This is a genomic window from Bacillus sp. MUM 13, from assembly GCF_001866725.1.
GTDB lineage: Bacteria > Bacillota > Bacilli > Bacillales > DSM-1321 > Peribacillus.
Genome location: NZ_MLYQ01000029.1, coordinates 74,399 through 92,997, shown reverse-complemented (window position 1 = coordinate 92,997; position 18,599 = coordinate 74,399). Strand labels below are relative to the sequence as shown.

Genomic DNA, 18,599 nt, shown 5'->3' with positions numbered 1-18,599 from the left:
ATTTCAATCGGAACATTGTCCAATAATGTACGGATAAATATAAACAAAAGTAAATTATCCTTTATTTTTGTGTCACCGTCAACTATTTAGAAACATCCCCTGCTGGACTGCGGGCACCATCATTGATTTTTGGCACAACATTTCTGCCCAAAAGAAAAAAGCCTACCAGCATGCAGAAGCAATATGCCTGCGCAGCCAATAGCCCATATTTTGAGGCTCTGTCCATTTGATTTCCGCAGCAGGACCGAGCTTAAACAAAAATTTTAAGCTAATCTTCTATTTTTCCATCATTTTGAAGATGAAAAGTTAAAGCCAGAAACATATTTTTTTCAGCTTCCATTAGCTTTGTCAAACCCAAAGAGTTTTTTTGATCTACCTTGATGTTTTCATACGAAGATGACAAAGCCTTAGAAATCATTTCAAAACTATTGATATTATCCATATTATACATGGTCCGCCCACTCTCCCTTAAAAACCAGTCATACATATATGATATGCACGAATGCGCCATTTTATACGGCAGTAATCTGAGGGAAGCGGATGAAGGCACAAATGGAACGCAGCCTGGTTTTACTGGCAGCCAAAAAAACAGACCCTGGAAAGGGCCTGTTTTGGAATACTATTAATTAAGCTTTACGTACGTTAGATGCTTGAGGTCCGCGTTGGCCTTGCTCAACATCAAATGTAACGTCTTGACCTTCGTCAAGAGATTTGAAGCCTTCACCTTGGATAGCTGAGAAATGTACGAATACATCGTCTCCGCCTTCGCGTTCGATGAAACCAAAACCTTTTTCTGCGTTAAACCATTTTACTTTACCTTGTTCCATTGTTGTTGCCTCCTAGTGTGTTAGCCACACATTGTATTACTATCCTTGCTCTAAATGATATTAAGGTAAGAAAGTTATAATAACTTGTTTTCCTAATACCGAACAAAAATAATTCTTTTTAAGAATAACAGAAAAGGAAAAGATAAGCAAGTTCGCGGCCCTTCACCTATGCGGAAAATCACATACAAAAAAGCAACGCGAACATGATTTTCAGGTGATAGTAACTTACAGCTTTTTTTAAAGAAGGACCATTGTCCTCCCGATAAGAGAGAATGTCTTTTTTTGATCCTTCATAAAGGAATATCCTGGTTCTTTTCTCCTGTTTTCCCTTCAATTTGCAAAAATTATACTAGAGAAGAGCGCTTTCCCCAAGACTGATAATAATCTGTCCGGAAAGCTTGCATTTTTTTGCCTCTACACTCCCGGTACTCCCTCCCCCATATACTGAATATATCCGATATCTGTTTAAATTCTGGGAGAATTATGTCCCATCCATTTTTCTGCACATCCCGGACCGCCCAGTGCAGACAGTAATTTAAACATCCTTAAGTTACTTGAATAAATATCTTAAGTGTATTCTGATAGATTCCTGAATTTCTTTTTTTATCACATAGTGCTCTATAGCAATTTAAGCAACAAAAAACCACACCCCTATTAAAGAGTGTGGTCAACAAAATATTGCCAATAGCCGGCTACTTTTTGTATCCTTAAGCCTTATCAAACGCGGATTTTCTAGAAGGGCGCTTTCCCCAATACTGATAATAGTCTGTCCGGATGAATCCATTGAAAAGCTTGCGTTTTTTTGTTGCCTGCTTACCATAAAACTTTTCGAAATCAGGATGCGAAGTAATCATATAAATGGACCAAGTATCAAGCTTAGAAAGAGCCTGTCCCATTTCTTTGTACATTTGTTCAACAGCCCTCTGTTCCCCGATCCTTTCACCATATGGAGGATTTCCGACAATTACGCCAAATTCCTTTTTCGTTGTAAGGTCTCTTACCTGCATTTGTTTGAAAGAAATCAAATCGGAAAATCCTGCTTCAAAGCTGTTCGCCTTGGCTATTTCTACCATTTTATGGTCAATATCATATCCGGAAATATCAAGGTGCTGATCATACTTTGCAAGATCTTCCGCCTCCTGCCTTACTTCTTCCCATACCTCAGCCCCAAAAATCGGCCACTCTTCAGAGACAAACTCCCTGTTGAAGCCTGGTGCGATATTTTGCCCGATCATGGCCGCTTCTATAGGGATCGTTCCTGAACCGCAGAATGGATCTATGAAAGGCTTATCAGGGTTCCAGTTGGTCAGCATGATTAATGCAGCAGCAAGGGTTTCTTTAAGAGGGGCCTCCCCCTGTCCTGACCTGTAGCCTCGTTTATGCAATCCAGCTCCGCTTGTGTCGAGTGTGATGACCGCAATATCTTTATGTATGCTAACTTCAATTTTATATAATGGGCCATTTTCTTCAAACCATGAAACATGATTATATTGCTTCTTCATTCTTTCGACAATGGCCTTTTTCACGATTGCCTGGCAGTCCGGAACACTGTACAGCGCCGATTTGACCGATTTTCCGCTGACCGGGAATTCGGCATCAGCAGTCAGAAAGTCTTCCCATCTTAATGCCTTTGTTTTCTCAAATAATTCATCAAAAGATGTGGCTTTAAACTCTCCAACCTTAATTTTGACGCGGTCTGCACTTCGCAGCCACATGTTTGAGCGTGCGATCGTCTTAGCATCACCCTTGTACATGATTTTCCCGTTTTCCACCTGGCAATCATAGCCAAGATCCCGGACTTCTTTTGCCACAACTGATTCCAGGCCCATTGCTGAAGTCGCGATAATATCGTATTGTTTCATTTCAGCACCTTCTTTCTTCAATAAATATTCCTATCCATTTTCCAGTCTATATTGTCATATATCATAGTATATCCTTTTTTGAGTCTTAACCATGCTGTTTCAAGCGAGCTACTATGTATCGCACTTCTTTTATATTTCCCATATGCAGCAGACAGCAAAACAAAAACCCTCCTTGCACCAAGGAGAGTTATTATTCATTGTTTTGATATGAAAACGTTCTGTAAGCCATGTTTTGTTCCTCAGTACTGCAAGCGACCTTCGTCTCGTACTTCGGCGGTAATCATCTATCTACAGAAACATGCGCTTCTGTCCTTCTCCTCGTTCATTTCCAAGAAAGAAAGCGCCCCTACCATAATTTGGGTTTCTCGCTCGTGGGGTTTACCTCGTTCCACCCTTTCCATTTCTGGAAAGGCTACGTCACTGTGGCACTTTTATAGGTATTCATGCCATATTCCAAGGAACTTAGGCATTTTCCCGGCCGTCAGCAGTTGCCTGCTGCCCTGGCTTATTTTTTCACCAGGCACGAACACTACAGGCATCTCAGCCTGTGCGAGCATGGACTTTCCTCTACAGCATTGAATGCTGCAGCAATTACCCGAACGTTTCACATAACAGAAATCATTATAGCAATTAAAAATGCGAACATCAATGGTAAATAAAAAATAAATCCTCAAAAAAAAGAATTATTCGTAAAGCTTGCTTCCAAATACATGTTTTTCCAGGTTGGATAACCGTTTAAGGATATCGAAATTGGTTGTCCCCGGAGCAGCACTTGGAGATGTCTGTGGCGGAGGCTGCCTCCTTGAAACATCATCCGCCTGTTTTTTCAGTTTGGCATTTTCCTGTTTTAAATCTTCAATTTCCTGATAGAACATTTCATAGTCTTTTATGATCATGTCCAGGAATTGATCCACATCTTCAGGCTTATAACCCCTCATTGCTGTTTTAAAATCTTTCTCCAATATATCCTTTGCAGTCAGCTTTATCTTATCAGACAGCATTAGAATCACCTCAATACTTTCGCCATACATCGACTTTTTATTATTTTTTCAAATCTCTTATGATTTGTCAACGATACTTCTCTAATTCTTCCCAAATGTTCGCAGAAAATCACTCATTCCAGTTTAATTCCTCTGCCGCCTGCTGCAGATCGTCAAACGTGAGCTGGATAATTTCATAGCCGCTGGCATCCTGATGCTTCCTTGCTTCCTGAAAGGCGTACTTAGGGGAACCGTCTCTTTCTTCATCATAAATAATCAGCATGCCTTCGCTTTTTCTTACCATAAACAGATTTTTCGCCTTGAGCTGCTGCGGACCTTCATATTCTGTCCTGTATATGCTGTCAACAAAATCAGCTTTCGATAAAATTTGTCCGTAATATTCCTGGTTCTTTTCATTCCACTTATCTTCTTGCTTTAAAAAAGGTGTAATAACACCCAGTTTTAGATTTTCATACTCCATCTTCAGTTCAAAGACAACTTCTGCTGCCCACAGCTCCGTTCCGAGTGTTCCGGAAATAATCACCCATTCCAGGCCTTCATCTGCGAGGGGAAGCAATCGATTCATAATTGCTTTCTTTATATATTTTACACCTTCATGATCATTTTTAAAAATTCCATATTCAAACGGCTTATAGCCTGTTATGTATAATACCTTCACGGGAATTCCCCCTATCAAAAGAAACAAGGGCATTTAAGCCCTTGCAGCATTAGCAGCCAAATGGACGCGGCGGCGGGCACGGATTGCCGCAGATCATTTGCTGGTTATAGCATTCGTTTACTACTGAAGCCGTATGCGGGAAATAGTGCTGATGCTGGAAAACATGCTTGTTAACCGTTGTAGTGTGGCTTGGATGAATGTGCGGCACAATTGTTTTATAAACATTTGTGTTTACAAAGTTCTGTGTCGGTGAGACTATTGGCGGCTGTACATTAGTTGGTCCAATATTCGCCGGGCTCACCGCTTGAGGTCCCATTGGGCCTGGGCCTGGGCCATATGCTGCCGGGCTTACTGCCTGCGGTCCCATACCTCCAGGCATCGGGCCGGGCATCATTGGGCCTGGGCCATATTCGGCCGGGCTTACTGCTTGAGGTCCCATTGGGCCTGGACCGTACGGTGCACCCTTGAACGGTTTATTAGCGCCGCTATTTCGATTGAAAAAACTCATATATTTTTTCCCCTTTCATCTTAATTCGTTTACAATAACAGACTATGAGAAAAGGGGTACATCTGAACTGGTCAAAAACCTAATAATTTATAAAAAGGAATAAAAGCTGTCTTTCATCGATGAAAAGACGATTGCTGTCAGGCAGATTACAACAAAAAATAAAACCAAAATAGCTTTGTACATGTTTTTCCGTCCTTATATTTTAGTATTTTATATACCATACAATTTTCCATTTTACACATATTATTAAGCGCCTTCAATAAAAATATCAGGCGAAATTTCAGGAAAATTTTTCATAGGCGGGGAACATAAAAAAAGAGCGGATCAGCTTTGGGGCAGCATCCGCTTTTGAAATAAAAAAGATGGAGATTATGACATGCAATTCAGGAAGATAGCTGACGTTTTTTATTCAGCCTGTCCAGCCTTTTTTCAATTTTGGCACGGTGGACAGCTTCCATTTTGATATCAGCTGCTTCCTTCAAAGCTTTCAGCGCCAATTCAGCAAAGCCTATTGCTTCGGCAGGATTTTTGAACTGATGTTCCAGAAGCTTCGAGCATTCAATGGCAGCTTCTATTTTTTGCCGCGTTTTTCCCTTTATGGCAACCTCAGACCACTTTTCAAAAGCCGAGTCATAGCTTTTCTTTCTTTTTTCCTGATAGGCAATCGCATGCTGGGCTGTAATCCGTTCCTCATTGCTTCCTTTTTCAATCACCTGCTGATACGTTTGGAGAGCGTCTTTCTTTTCACCAAGATGATCGAGCCAGCGGGCAATTTCAAGAGATTCCTCGCCATACCCGTCCAATTGCAGGATCTGGCGGGACAAATGAATATAAAGCGTAATAAGAGAAAGCACGTCCAGTTCATTATGCTTCATAATCCCGAATAAGATATCAGGGTCTTTTCTTTCAACAAAATCAAAATAAATCATGGGAGCCAGGTATCCTGGTATGTCGTTTTCCCGCTCAAATCCAAGGATTTCTGTTTCTACTGCAGATAGCTTGACTCTTTCCAGTTTATTTTTCCAAAGCCTTCTGGAAGCATGGTACAAATCGAAATGTCCAAATTCGGGAAGCTTTGGAACGTGCTCCCTGATCAGCGTGTGCCTGGTTTTCAACTGCGGCCAGTCAAAAGCTTTGCCATTATACGTAACAAGGGTTTCATAATTGATGTTTTCAAGGAAGCTGTTATACAGAGGTATTTCGCTTCCGGGCTCAGGCAGTATATGCTGGCGCACAATCACTTCGTTGTCCCTGATATAGGCATATCCCAGAAGGAAAATGGTATTGCCGGCACCTCCCCCAAGGCCTGTTGTTTCTGTATCAAAGAAAAACAAATCCTCCATACTTAAACCCTTTGTTGAAAGCGGATGTTCCAAAACACTGGAATTCCATTCTTTTATTACGCTTTCCAGTTCGATGAAGGTCCAGTTGCCATGTTTATGGGTTAGCGGATACCTGACTTCACGGATAAAGCAGTAATTTCCGTCCAATGTGTAAAGCTCTGTGCTGTTATTCTTCCATTTTTCCATAAATGGAATATCTGTATTTTCCGGGAGCAATTGCGTCTGAATCCTTTTTTCGCTATGCACTTCCTGATTTTGATTTTGCTCCAGGTTCAAGTGGCTCTTCATCATATTCAATTTATTTTTAAGGTTCATGCTTATCACCTCTTAAGCGGGAAGGCTGTACTCTCACTAGAAAGCATCCAGAAGCTGAATGCTCTTTTTCTTTGCAGCGATCCCTTCAATTTCCGTTCCGATGCATGACGGACACCCGTCATTACATGGGCAATTTACAATTAAATTCTTAGCAGCAGCTTTTATTTCGTCAAAACGCTTGTAAACGTCTTCTGCAAGTCCAATGCCTCCAGGATAGTGATCATACAAAAAAATGGTCGGCAATTGGCTGTGGGAAGCTTTAATCTGCGAGACAACATGAATATCATTCCGGTCGCACATGACATGGATGGGTACAACGTGCCTGAGAACATTTGAAATTCCCAGCAGGAGCTGTTCCATTGTTTTTTCGCCTAATCCAGGATCAATTTCCTCAAGCTCAAGCCATGCTGCGCTCGTATGCAGTTCCTCTTCCGGCAGGGAAATTGGGCCAGATCCAATATTCTCGAAGGTGGTAAGCTTGATTTTTTTAAAAATAGTCGGCATGGCATTTACCGTTACATCACCATAATGGACTGCCGTTTTTTCCCTTTGAACCGTTTTGTCAATTTCCAGGACCTTTAGCTGAACCGCAAGATTAGCATCTGTATAGTATTCTACGTCCACTTCTGTTACATAGGCTTTTTTATAATCCCAGTCCAGCTTTTCTACCTGGTATTGGATGCCCTCGTGCAGATATATGGCTTCATCGTGCAATAATGTCATGGCACTGAAGCGGTCCATTTCACCAATGATTTTTACATCATTCGTTACCGACCGGTCTATGATAACAACATTTTCCTGTGATGCTGAACGCAGACTGATATTTGATGCAGGGAAAGACTGGTTAGCCCAGTAAAAGGCTTCGCCATTATGGTGAAGAACTCTCTCTTCAACAAGGTATTCCAGAATGTCCGCTACATCCAATGGCCCAAATTCCTCGCCTTCTTTAAAAGGAAGTTCATATGCGGCGCATTTTAGATGATCTACTAAAATAATCAGGTTTTCCGGATTGATTCTTGCTGATTCTGGCGACCGGTCAAAAAAGTATTCCGGATTTTGCACAATATACTGGTCAATCGGCGATGAGCCCGCGACCATCAAAATAAGAGCTTCACCGTGGCGCCTTCCTGCACGGCCAGCCTGCTGCCATGTGCTGGCGACGCTCCCGGGATACCCTGTCATAACACAAACCTGGAGCTGACCGATGTCGACTCCTAATTCCAGTGCATTTGTGCTGACGACGCCAAGGATTTCTCCATCCCTTAAACCACGTTCAATTTCTCGCCGCTGCTTCGGAAGATAGCCTCCGCGGTATCCTCTAATGGATTTTGAGCCGAGCTGGTCCTTAACCAGCTCCTGTATATGGCTTAAAATAATTTCGACGCGCACCCTGCTTCTGGCGAAAACAATCGTCTGTATTTTATTTTTCAAAAAGGTTTTTGCCAGATTGTTAACTTCTGCCGTAGCACTTCTCCGAATATTTAAAGGCTTATTGACCACAGGCGGATTATAAAACACGAAATGCTTTCTTCCTCTTGGAGCACCATTATCATCTATCAGCCTCATAGGATTTCCTGTCAGCTGTTCGGCCAGTTCCTTCGGGTTTGCTATTGTAGCGGATGTGCAAATGAAAATGGGGCTGCTGCCATAAAAGCTGCATATTCTTTTCAGCCTGCGTATCACATTTGCCACATGGCTGCCAAAAACTCCACGGTACGTATGGAGCTCGTCTATCACAATGTACTTCAGGTTTTCAAAAAGACTTACCCATTTTGTGTGATGCGGGAGGATAGCAGAATGAAGCATATCAGGATTAGTAATGACAATATGTCCTGCCTTCCTGACAGCCTGCCTGATAGCAGGTGAAGTGTCGCCGTCATAGGTATAGCTTTTTATGTCTATTCCCATTTCATCAATAATCTCATTCAGCTCGCTTTTCTGATCCTGTGCCAGTGCTTTAGTCGGGAATATATATAGGGCCCTATTTGCATCATTGTCCGCAATGGACTGCAGGACAGGAAGATTATAGCAAAGCGTTTTTCCTGATGCCGTTGGAGTTACAGCTACAATATTTTCGCCCTTTTGCAATGTTTCATATGCAGTATGCTGGTGGCTGTATAATTCGCTGATTCCCCTCTTTTGCAGGGCCTTCTTGATTCTGCTGTCTATCCTTTCTGGCATCGGCCGGCTTTTCGCTTCCTGCGGCTCGATTTCATGCCAATTTATAATATTTTCATTATGTCTTAGTTCTTCAATTAACTCTGAAAGTGATTTCTTTTTTATCATATTGGAGCCACCTCTATAAATAGTGTACCGAATATTTGTTTGGCTGCCTAGCTGTTTGTTTTAACTTAACCCTGTTTTCGTAAACTTTGCTGCTATGCTGATTTCCGCTGCAGCATGCTCGCTTTCTGAGGGAGGGCAGTGAGCATCCCCAGCTGCACCTGCAAAGTCTCATCTTCCTGCTAATCTAAGCAAGAGATTGCACCTTACGCTCCAGTTACCCTGTGTTTAACAATGTCTTCGCCTCATAGAATTCATTAAAACCCAACAAGCTTTAAGCAAAGAGCCTAACTCAATGAAATGGAAGCGCCTTTTTTGCGGCTGCTGGACCGGCAGCACCGCTGCAGCTGGCAGCCGCACAAAATCGCCATGATAAATGTAGAAAATTAAAGAACTGATTCACTTTTTCGGCACCAGTGCATAGGCTATTGTAGAGAAATTTTTAGAAAGGGGCGTTTGTTTTGTCATCTTCTGAAAAAAAAGAACCTAAGGAGCCTCTGCACAGGGAAATGGTTACAGGCTTTGTGAATTCAATGGATCGGCTTTTTACAGAAAGGCCAATTAAAGGACTTTTACAGTCCATGGATGAATTTTTCGCCTCGGATCGTTCTTTTCCAGTAGAAGTAGCGGAAACAGATACCGAATATAAAATTTCTGCCACACTTCCCGGGGTTAGGAGACAGGATATTGATATAGAAATACTTTCACAGGCAGTCGTGATTTCCGTAAAAAACCAGCAAAGCCTGACAGAGCATAATGAAACACAGGGATTATTCCGTAAAAGACAAAGCTTTAACAGAATGTCTAAAACCGTAAATTTACCTCTTCCCCTCGATGAAACCAAAATAAGTGCAAACCATAGAGATGGAATTCTCATCATAAATGTTCCAAAAATAAAGGGAAATCGCATCAGCATTAACGATTAAGTGTAAAATCTGGAGTATCTTTGAGAGATTGATAAAGAAAAAGGGAAAGCAGGATTTCACTCTGCTTTCCCTTTCACTTTATTAATTATCGGCCTGTATTTCCCGCTGATGACGGCCCATCAATCCCAGGATGCTGCTGGCTGGTTATTTAAACTTTAAAAATGCTGCCGACTCCTTTAACCATGGATGATACCTGGTTCATAGTGCTCATCATCTGACCGGCAGTATTCATCATTTTATTAATATCAATGGAGCCATCCTGTGTTTTAAACTGATTCAGCACCGAACCTATCCCAGAGGATTGCGGTTTTTGCATAAGCGGCTGTTTTGGATAAGGATTGGGATTGAAAGCCTGCTGAAGGCTTGATGGAGCTTTTTTTGCTCCCTGCTGCAGGGGATTTGTAAATGGGCTGAAGGACTGTCCTGCATGATGCATCGGGAAATTGTTCTGCTGATATGGGGCTGCATGGCCATTTACAGGCATCGCCGGCTGGGCCTGCTGCATAAAGGGGTGATAGCTTCCGTATTGCTCTCCTATGCCATACGGCCCCGGCATATGCTGATAAGGGCTATAATATTGATGATGACCTGGCTGGTAATAAGGCATACCTTGCTGCTGCGGTTCATTCCAGTGGCCGGGATGGGGCATATATGCACTGCTGTTTCTTTGATCCATCATATTCATGGATCCATCCTCCTTCTTATGGCATTAGCTGATATACTATATGACATTAGAGGAGGAATGGTGAGCAACAAAAAAATCCGGTCAAGAACCGGAAAGCTTTGTGTTTATTTCGGATAATGTGTTATTAAGGATGAACGAGACTGATTGGACATGGCTTTTAAATCTTTTATAGCTGGTTTTCGGAAAAAATGCCTGTACAGCAATATCTGATAGATTGTCTGCGGTTTGTTCAATCTGCTGGGGATAAAGATGTGTAAAGGCCTCTGATTTCATCCATTCCTTCATTTGTATAACCCATTCTTTTGCCGCCTGATGTACTTTATCAGCAAAGGGCTTAACCTCCCCGTAAAAATCTTTCTCTGCCCCTTCTTCCCGGACAGAGTCATAAATTTTGTCAGCGGCCTGGCAAAAGCCTATTAACTGCTGTGTCAATTCCTGGATTTCTCTTTTATTCTGCATACTTGCTCCTCTGTTTTTAGGCTGTTTTCGTAAACTTTGCTGCTTTGGAACAAGGGGTTGATTTCCGCTCCAGGATGCTCGCTTTCCGTGGGGCGATGAATGAGCTCCTCGGCTTTGCCTGCGGGGTCTCTCCTTCCCGCTAATCCCACTCTATCGCACCCTACACTCCAATCAACCTGGTTTAACAACGGGATCGCTTCACAGAACATTTTAAAAAACAGCAATCTTTAAGAAAAGAGCCTTTTTTTATTAAAGTATAAACTTTTCGCGCAAAAAAAAACACCCTGGAAGGATATCAATAGCTGAATCCGTTTTAAAGGTGCAATGATTTTTTTAGGATGAAGGAAAACTTCGTATCCTTGGAGTGGTTTTCATTTCCATCAGCGGCTGTGGTTTTAAAATCCTAATTTGGGATTAGCAAGCAATGGGTGATTGCCTGATTTTTCCTTCTTCATCAAATAAGACTGGCTGATGATATCTTCTTTAGTATTCCATTTTTCCTCTATTCTTTCTAATTGCTGCTGAGCTGAATGAACCATCTTATACTGATTGCTCCAGAGCCTGCAGCGTTCTGTATTAATTGTTTCGTCAATGCTTTGCTCAAGCTCATCCAGGCTATCTGAAATGGCAGCGATCAGACACAAAATTTCTTCAGCGGACGCTTTATTGTTCATGCCCATGCCTCCCTTAGTCTTTACATGTATTATTCTTGCCAGGTCTCCTCAGCCCTTCCAAGGTGACAAAACTAGTATTCAATCGGCAAAGAAAGTAACATCCGCATAAATTTTTCGCTGTTTCGACAAACCTGAAGAATGGACGTCGACAGATTTACTTAAACTACCTTATAGGAGGTGTGTAAAATGAATAATACAAACAGCAAGCAAGAAGAAATGAAAAAGAACCAGCCAGAAAAAAATAGCCAAAAAGGCTATGGTGATAAAAAGCTGAACGGGCCAGACCGTCCTTCAACCTAAGCAGCGTCTCACTATAGTTTCGGGCCGCTTTTCTTAAAGCAGATAATTGCCAAAAGCCATTGCGGCCTGAAGCTGTTTTTGCTTTTCTTTGTACCAGCTGGTTAATAGAACCTCCTCTGTTAAAGAAGGAGGAGAAAACCAGCTTTTTTTTATTTTCCTTTTTTGGTCCCATTGGCCGAAGCTTCTATTTTTGTGGCTGACAGGCGGATAGGCTAATCTTAAAAAAGGGGTCTCCCTCAGCTTGTAATAAGGGAAAAAACGTTCATAATCATATCTTGATCCAGTCGGTTCCGTTTTCAGGGAAAACAGATAAAATTCCTGGAATAAATCTTTTGAAAATAAAATAGTTGCAAGCCTTTTTCCCAGTTCAATTCTTGCATCAGTCCTCCGGAAGTTAGAAACTGATGCTCCGTACAATTCTCCGTTTACAGTAGGAAAAAGAACGGTGCTGTAATGGAAATGATCCTGGATATTGAACAACAGCGAACGAAAAACCGGAATCTTAAAATTCTTATTTTTTATAACAGGCTCTTCTATCAAGTTTTGTTCGTTTATAATTTGGGAATACATGAGACGCGTGCCGTCTCTGTCCCTCCAGTATCGGAACCATTCTTCTTCCATGAATCCTGAAATGCAAAAATATCTACTTAAATGAAACAAAGGCACCCTGAGTTTCGTCGAATAATGATAAAGAAGCAATTGAGGAAATGCGTCCCGGAAAATGAGCCAGTTCGCTTCTTCGTAGGTCATAAATAAAGAATGCCTGTACTCTGGCGACAGTATTCTGGGCATCCAGTATCCCTGAAGATCACACATATTCCATCCAGCATTTCTAGAAACCATAGAAGCCAAAAAGGCCCATTTTATTTCAGGATGAACGGAAAAAAATGCACTATAGGCTTTGGTCCTTGAGATATTATCACTATTCCCTTTTTCTGTTCTCTCTTTTATTCTATAAAGGATCTTCATTTCATCATCCAAGAGATCGGGGGGAAGGCTGCGGCCATTCATTGTATAACACCTCACAAACGCACATTGCAGGCAGTAAACCCGCTTTCCAAATATTTCTCATACTTATCTTTTTAAGTTGCGGGTAGAATTATTCACTATCCTCCCTATTTTTTTGCTATCATAGAACAGTGAAAAAAGGAGGGGCATTCATGGCATTTCATTATCCAAATGGGCGAAGGTTCACTCCAGGACCAGATAAAAAAGCGGTCAACCCAATGAAGAAGGCGAATTACAGCAACAGGGGAATGACATTGGAGGATGATTTAAATGACACAAATGAATTCTATCTCGCTAATGGAATAGCTGTTGTCCATAAAAAACCCACACCTGTACAGATTGTAGATGTTCATTATCCTAAAAGAAGCGCAGCCGTCATCAAAGAGGCCTATTTCAAACAGGCATCAACTACAGACTATAACGGTGTGTATAAAGGGAGATATATTGATTTTGAAGCTAAGGAAACACAAAGCCGCACTTCCTTTCCGCTTAAAAATTTCCACGAACATCAAATCAGGCATATGAAAAGCGTCACAGACCAAGGAGGCATTGCTTTTGTCATAATCAGGTTTTCCACAAGCGATGAAATCTATATGATGGATGCACCGCAGCTCGTTACTTTCTGGGAACGCATGGAATCAGGAGGCAGAAAGTCTATATCCAGAGAAGAGGTACAAAATAGCTCAATAAAGATTCCGCTTGGCTTTCAGCCGAGAATTGACTATATTAAAGTAATAGATTCTTTCCTTAACGGAAAAATTTAGATTTGTTGTACTAAGAAAGGCAGGTAGCTGTAATGGCTGAACAATATAATTCGAGACAAGAGCGCCGTAAACAGGCCCAGTCGCAGAAAAAAGGCAAAAAAAAATCCGGAGGCCTTTTCAAACGGATTTTTCTCATCCTTATCACACTGGGGATAATTGGAATGATAGCTGGCGGTGCAACATTCGCCTATTTCGTCAGCGGTGCTCCTAAGCTCGATGAAAAGCTTTTAAGAGATCCAATTTCGTCCAAAATTTATGACAAAGACAATAAGTTAATTAAAGAAGTCGGGGTTGAAAAACGCGACTATGTAACCTACGACCAGATACCGAAGCAAGTTGAGGATGCGGTTTTGGCTACAGAGGATGCACGCTTTTACAAGCATCACGGCATTGACTTTCTGCGCCTTGGCAAAGCGGTCATCGCCAACTTTACCAACGGCTTCGGTTCACAGGGTGCGAGTACCCTGACACAGCAGGTAGTGAAACGTTCTTATCTGACGGCAGATAAGACCATCAAAAGGAAGGTCCAGGAAATGTGGCTATCCTTCCAGCTCGAGCAAAAATATACCAAGCATGAAATTTTTGAAATGTATGTGAATAAAATCTATTATTCCGCAAAAGCATACGGAATTGAAACTGCTTCTAAAACCTATTACGGAAAAGATCTGAAGCATTTGAAGCTTAATGAAATCGCCCTTCTTGTTGGACTTCCGCAAAGCCCGAACAGATTCAATCCTTATGAACATCCAGATCGTGCAGAGAAGCGGCGCAATGTCGTACTGTACCTGATGAATAAGCATGGCTATATCACCAAGGATCAAATGGTGAAAGCACAGGCTATTCCTGTTGCAAAAGGACTTAAGAAGAGGAGTGAAACATCAAAAAACACAAAACCGTATGATGCTTACATCGATCAGGTAATTAAAGAAGTAGAAAAAATGGGAGATTATAATGTCGCTACAGACGGTCTGGAAATCCATACGTCACTCGACCGCGATGCCCAAAAGTATTTATATAAAATGCTGAATACCAATGAAATCATCCAATTTCCAAATGAAAAACTGCAGGCAGGTGTCACCCTCCTTGACACGAAAACCGGAGAAATCCAGGCAATCGGCGGAGGAAGAAACACCAAAGTGGCACGCGGATTTAATTACGCGACAGATGCCCAGCGCCAGCCAGGATCCACCATTAAGCCAATCCTGGATTACGGGCCTGCTGTGGAATATTTAAACTGGTCCACCTATCAGCAAATAACGGATGAGCCTTACCATTTTTCTAATGGCACTCCATTGAAAAATGCTTCAGGCACGTATCATGGCACAATGACCATCCGCGAAGCGCTGGCACGTTCATTAAACATCCCTGCGGTTAAAACAATCCAGCAGGTTGGCTTGAAAAAAGCGCAAAGCTTTGCAGCAGGGCTTGGAATACAGCTTCCTGAAATTTATGAATCATACGCTATCGGCGGATTGAATAAAGGTATCTCTTCCATGCAGCTGGCAGGTGCATACAGCGCATTCGGAAACGGCGGCATTTATAATAAACCGCATACTGTAACAAAAATTGTACTGAGGGATCATACGACAATTAAAAATAAAATCACATCAAAACCTGTGATGAAGGATTCTACTGCGTTCATCATCTCAGACATGCTGAAAAGCGTCTTAAAAGAAAGCTACGGTACTGGGGTTCTCGCCAATGTGCCTGGAATGGATGTCGCAGGCAAAACAGGTTCAACCAACTTTGAAGCCAGTGACCGCCAAAAGTATAATATTCCATCCGATGGTGTCCCTGACAGCTGGATGGCCGGGTATTCGACCAACTATACGATTGCCGTATGGGAAGGCTACGATACTGACGCATCGAGCAAAACAAAGGATTATGTAGGAAAGCAATCACAGACGATTCCAAAGAAAATCTTTAAGAATCTGATGGAACATGTTTCACAAAATAAGGAAACAAAAGATTTCAAACAGCCAAACAGCGTGGTAAAGGTTCCTGTTGTTAAAGGAACAAATCCGCCAATGCTGGCTAGCGATTATACACCTAGCGATAAAATCAGCTATGAGTATTTCGTAAAAGGCCATCAGCCTACACAAGTTACCAAGCAGTATGACAAAATTTCTGCTCCTTCTGGTTTAAGTGCATCATTTGACCAGACAGCGAATGAAATTAGCCTGAATTGGGGCTATAATTCTGACAAAAACGCTGATTTTGAAGTGAAGGTATCTATAGACGGCGGATCAGATCAGGTATTATCACAATCCAGTGACAAAGGATTGAAAATACCTAACCCGACACCTGGAAGCAAATATACGTTTACTGTAACAGCCATTGCGGACGGTCAAAGAAGCGATCCTGCTTCAACCTCTGTTACAATCCCGGATGCCGCCCAAACGGATCCTGGGACAGATAATGGCACCACTCCTCCTGGAGGAGATAATAACCAGGGCGGAGACAATAATGGCACTGGAAACGGAACCGGCACTGACAATGGAACCGGCGGTACGGGTGACGGAACCGGAACCGGCAATGGTTCTGATAATGGAACCGGCGGCGGTACTGGAAATGGCAGTGGAACCGGTGATGGTTCCGGAGCCGGCACAGGTTCTGATAACGGGACCGGCGATGGATCTGGAACGGGCAATGGTTCTGATAATGGAACCGGAGGCGGATCTGGAAATGACAAAGGATCCGGAGACGGTTCTGGCGGGACGACTCCACCCGGAGATACCAAACCTAATCCTGGAGATACTAAACCTAACCCTGGAGAAACTAAACCTAAACCAGGAGAAACTAAACCTAAACCACCTAAACCTGGAAAAGGACCTGACAGCCAGCCAGATGCTGCTGCAGGAAACTAAGAGACTTCATGAACTAAAAGAAAAAGCATCGGCATTTAAAACATGCCGATGCTTTTTCTTTAATTCTCCTATTTAAAACGTGCTCCAGCAGCTCATTTCTAAAAAAGCACGGCAGACAATTACATGTCTGCCGTGCTTTTTCTCCGTTCAGCTTCGTATATTTCTAAGGGCCATAGTTTTATAAAATTGCTTTTCCAGCTCCTGCATCAATTCACTGAGCTGAATAAATGAAGAAAAGTGTGAAGGGCTGCTGAGGATGAATTGAAGCCTTTCTAAAGCATTTACCGGTTTCACCGCAAATCCCCCGGCCTCCCTCTGCAAGTCCTTAAGATTAACAGGGATTCCATTCAGCCAAAATAGAGAGCTCAGCAGCCAGGACATTGCCTGCTTCATTGGTTCAAGTGCTTCTTTGGCATAACGGCCTGCAAATAGTAACCTGATGCTTTGTTCTGATTTCTTCCACTCTTTCAGCATATCTTTTATCGGAATCTCAGGCGAGCTCCAAGGCTGATATCCCTCTACCCCGTTTCCGTAAAGAATTTCATAGGGAAACGGAACTGCTTCATCAGGAAACCTCCAAATCTGAAAATCCTGCACCTCTATACTCTTTGTATCATGATCATACAGCGGATGAAAGAGAGCTTCCGGAACAGAAAGAAGCTGTTTGCCGTTCATATATCGGCCTTCCCTTTCATCCTCTTCTTCCCCTCTCGGCACAGGTCAAGCAAAGGGCATGTCTCACATTTTGGAGACTGTGCTTTGCAATGGTACCTTCCGAAAAATATCATCCGGTGATGTGTCAGTGACCACTCTTCTTTTGGCACTTTGTTCATCAAGGTTTTTTCAACCTCCAGGACACTGTCTTTCCACCTGCAGATCCCAAGTCTTTTACTGACTCTCTCAACATGTGTATCAACGGCAATGGCAGGGACGTTATATGCTACCGACACCACTACATTTGCCGTTTTCCTTCCCACACCCGGCAAATTAGTCAGCTCATCCCTGTCACTTGGAACCACCCGGTTGTACTGCTCAATGAGCATTCTAGAAAGCTTTTGAATATTCTTGGCTTTGTTTCTGTAAAGTCCGATGGAACGTATGTCATTTTCAAGCTCCTCCACAGGTACATTCAAGTAGTCCTCTGGGGTTTTATATTTCATAAAAAGATCTTTAGTCACCTTATTGACAAGAACATCTGTACATTGCGCCGACAGGGCAACAGCTATCACTAATTCAAACGGATTGGAATGATTAAGCTCGCAATGTGCATCAGGAAACATCTCCCCCATCGCGTCAAGGCAAATACGGATTTGAGCTTTGTTCAGCATAAAAGACTCCTTTAAATCAAAATATCAATATACCTTCACTGTTCAAGCCAATTATAAAAAGGGACATCTTTGTCAGCAGCATATGGCTCTGTTTTTTTGTCCTTTTTTTGGTAGGACCTGAATTTCTGCCCCTGTGACTTGGCCTGATCCAGTGTCTTCACACCATTTTTCTTCCATTCAAACAATATCCGGTCTATGTACCGAAAGTTGAGTTTACCGGAAATGACTGACTCCCTGAGAGCCGCTTTAATAATATCAGGATGATGTTCATCCTCCATCCACATAGCAAGCGTTTCACATTCAAATGGAGACAGAGGACGGCCGAATTCCTGCTCGAACACCGTATATAGGTTGTCGCTTTTTTCCTGCTCCTGCCCCGTCTCCTTTTGTTTAATCGTCATCAGGAAGCACTCCAGCATTTTTTCGTAAAATGGCTCTAACGAATAGCTTTCATGTCCGACTGATTGAGTATTTTCTTCTTCAATCTTTATGAAGCCCCTCTGCATCAGCCGCTGAATTAAGAAAAGACATTCCGATTCCTGAAATGTCATCCTTTCTGAAAGCTGTGATGGAGTAGGAAAGCCGTTTCCGCTCTCTATAAAGTTTTGAAGCTGCATTAGCAGCATAACATCCTGTTCATTTAGCCCCATGGTTTTATAATGAGAAAAAAGAAATGAAGGAAATGTAACCGTTCCTTCTTTAAACCAAGCGTATAACTTTTCCATTATCATTTAAGACACCTCTTCATAAGTATAACATGAATAACTCTGTTTGGAGTATCCATCAAGGAT

The 18,599-nt window shown here is 42.2% G+C and carries 18 protein-coding genes and 1 other RNA gene; 3 read left to right on the top strand and 16 right to left on the bottom strand.

Annotation, left to right across the window (positions count from 1 at the left end):
* Positions 1 to 268: 268 nt before the first annotated feature.
* The 9 genes from BIV59_RS23585 to BIV59_RS09420 form a co-directional block, all read right to left on the bottom strand.
* Positions 269 to 442, bottom strand: a complete 174-nt coding sequence (locus BIV59_RS23585) for a hypothetical protein (RefSeq protein WP_170846118.1) — start codon at positions 440 to 442, stop codon at positions 269 to 271.
* Positions 443 to 626: 184 nt separating this feature from the next.
* Entirely contained in the window at positions 627 to 827 is a 201-nt protein-coding gene (locus BIV59_RS09455; RefSeq protein ID WP_071351225.1) for a cold-shock protein, read from the bottom strand.
* 707 nt (positions 828 to 1,534) lie between these two features.
* On the bottom strand, positions 1,535 to 2,689 hold the full coding sequence (locus BIV59_RS09450; protein ID WP_071351252.1) for a THUMP domain-containing class I SAM-dependent RNA methyltransferase: 1,155 nt from the start codon (positions 2,687 to 2,689) through the stop codon (positions 1,535 to 1,537).
* Between the two features lie 216 nt (positions 2,690 to 2,905).
* An RNA gene (rnpB, locus tag BIV59_RS09445) (RNase P RNA component class B) lies at positions 2,906 to 3,292 on the bottom strand.
* Positions 3,293 to 3,372: 80 nt separating this feature from the next.
* Positions 3,373 to 3,690, bottom strand: coding sequence for a cell division regulator GpsB (gene gpsB / locus BIV59_RS09440; RefSeq protein ID WP_071351251.1), 318 nt, complete (start codon positions 3,688 to 3,690; stop codon positions 3,373 to 3,375).
* Between the two features lie 109 nt (positions 3,691 to 3,799).
* Entirely contained in the window at positions 3,800 to 4,348 is a 549-nt protein-coding gene (locus BIV59_RS09435; RefSeq protein ID WP_071351224.1) for an SLOG family protein, read from the bottom strand.
* A gap of 49 nt (positions 4,349 to 4,397) precedes the next feature.
* Positions 4,398 to 4,856 carry a CotD family spore coat protein gene (locus BIV59_RS24390; RefSeq protein WP_481747423.1) on the bottom strand — a complete coding sequence of 153 codons (459 nt, stop codon included), beginning with the start codon at positions 4,854 to 4,856 and terminating at the stop codon, positions 4,398 to 4,400.
* A 383-nt stretch (positions 4,857 to 5,239) separates the two neighbouring features.
* Positions 5,240 to 6,514 (bottom strand): ribonuclease H-like domain-containing protein, encoded by a 1,275-nt coding sequence (locus BIV59_RS09425; protein WP_071351223.1) that lies wholly within the window; start codon positions 6,512 to 6,514, stop codon positions 5,240 to 5,242.
* Between the two features lie 36 nt (positions 6,515 to 6,550).
* Entirely contained in the window at positions 6,551 to 8,797 is a 2,247-nt protein-coding gene (locus BIV59_RS09420) for a DEAD/DEAH box helicase (protein ID WP_071351249.1), read from the bottom strand.
* A gap of 461 nt (positions 8,798 to 9,258) precedes the next feature.
* Between BIV59_RS09420 and BIV59_RS09415 the strand changes: the two genes are divergently transcribed.
* Positions 9,259 to 9,723, top strand: coding sequence for an Hsp20/alpha crystallin family protein (locus tag BIV59_RS09415; protein WP_083392108.1), 465 nt, complete (start codon positions 9,259 to 9,261; stop codon positions 9,721 to 9,723).
* Positions 9,724 to 9,871: 148 nt separating this feature from the next.
* Here BIV59_RS09415 and BIV59_RS09410 read toward each other — a convergent pair whose 3' ends face one another.
* From BIV59_RS09410 to BIV59_RS09390, 4 genes are all read right to left on the bottom strand, one after another.
* The gene (locus BIV59_RS09410; protein ID WP_240501874.1) at positions 9,872 to 10,408 is read right to left on the bottom strand and encodes a YppG family protein; all 537 of its coding nucleotides are present in this window, start codon (positions 10,406 to 10,408) and stop codon (positions 9,872 to 9,874) included.
* 81 nt (positions 10,409 to 10,489) lie between these two features.
* Positions 10,490 to 10,867: a YppE family protein gene (locus tag BIV59_RS09405; protein ID WP_071351222.1), complete on the bottom strand. Its 378-nt coding sequence runs from the start codon at positions 10,865 to 10,867 to the stop codon at positions 10,490 to 10,492.
* Positions 10,868 to 11,262: 395 nt separating this feature from the next.
* A complete protein-coding gene (locus tag BIV59_RS09395; RefSeq protein ID WP_071351220.1) occupies positions 11,263 to 11,541 on the bottom strand; it encodes a hypothetical protein in 279 nt (92 codons plus the stop codon).
* Between the two features lie 333 nt (positions 11,542 to 11,874).
* Positions 11,875 to 12,852, bottom strand: coding sequence for a DUF2515 family protein (locus BIV59_RS09390; protein ID WP_071351219.1), 978 nt, complete (start codon positions 12,850 to 12,852; stop codon positions 11,875 to 11,877).
* 149 nt (positions 12,853 to 13,001) lie between these two features.
* Between BIV59_RS09390 and recU the strand changes: the two genes are divergently transcribed.
* The gene (gene recU / locus BIV59_RS09385) at positions 13,002 to 13,613 is read left to right on the top strand and encodes a Holliday junction resolvase RecU (protein ID WP_071351218.1); all 612 of its coding nucleotides are present in this window, start codon (positions 13,002 to 13,004) and stop codon (positions 13,611 to 13,613) included.
* 32 nt (positions 13,614 to 13,645) lie between these two features.
* Entirely contained in the window at positions 13,646 to 16,480 is a 2,835-nt protein-coding gene (locus tag BIV59_RS09380) for a penicillin-binding protein 1A (protein WP_071351217.1), read from the top strand.
* A gap of 147 nt (positions 16,481 to 16,627) precedes the next feature.
* Here BIV59_RS09380 and BIV59_RS09375 read toward each other — a convergent pair whose 3' ends face one another.
* The 3 genes from BIV59_RS09375 to BIV59_RS09365 are packed head-to-tail and all read right to left on the bottom strand — an operon-like array spanning position 16,628 to position 18,539.
* On the bottom strand, positions 16,628 to 17,155 hold the full coding sequence (locus BIV59_RS09375; protein WP_071351216.1) for a YpoC family protein: 528 nt from the start codon (positions 17,153 to 17,155) through the stop codon (positions 16,628 to 16,630).
* On the bottom strand, positions 17,152 to 17,808 hold the full coding sequence (gene nth / locus BIV59_RS09370; protein ID WP_071351215.1) for an endonuclease III: 657 nt from the start codon (positions 17,806 to 17,808) through the stop codon (positions 17,152 to 17,154). Before nth ends, BIV59_RS09375 begins: the two co-directional genes overlap by 4 nt.
* Before the next feature lie 35 nt (positions 17,809 to 17,843).
* Positions 17,844 to 18,539: a DnaD domain-containing protein gene (locus BIV59_RS09365; RefSeq protein WP_071351214.1), complete on the bottom strand. Its 696-nt coding sequence runs from the start codon at positions 18,537 to 18,539 to the stop codon at positions 17,844 to 17,846.
* Between the last annotated feature and the right edge of the window lie 60 nt (positions 18,540 to 18,599).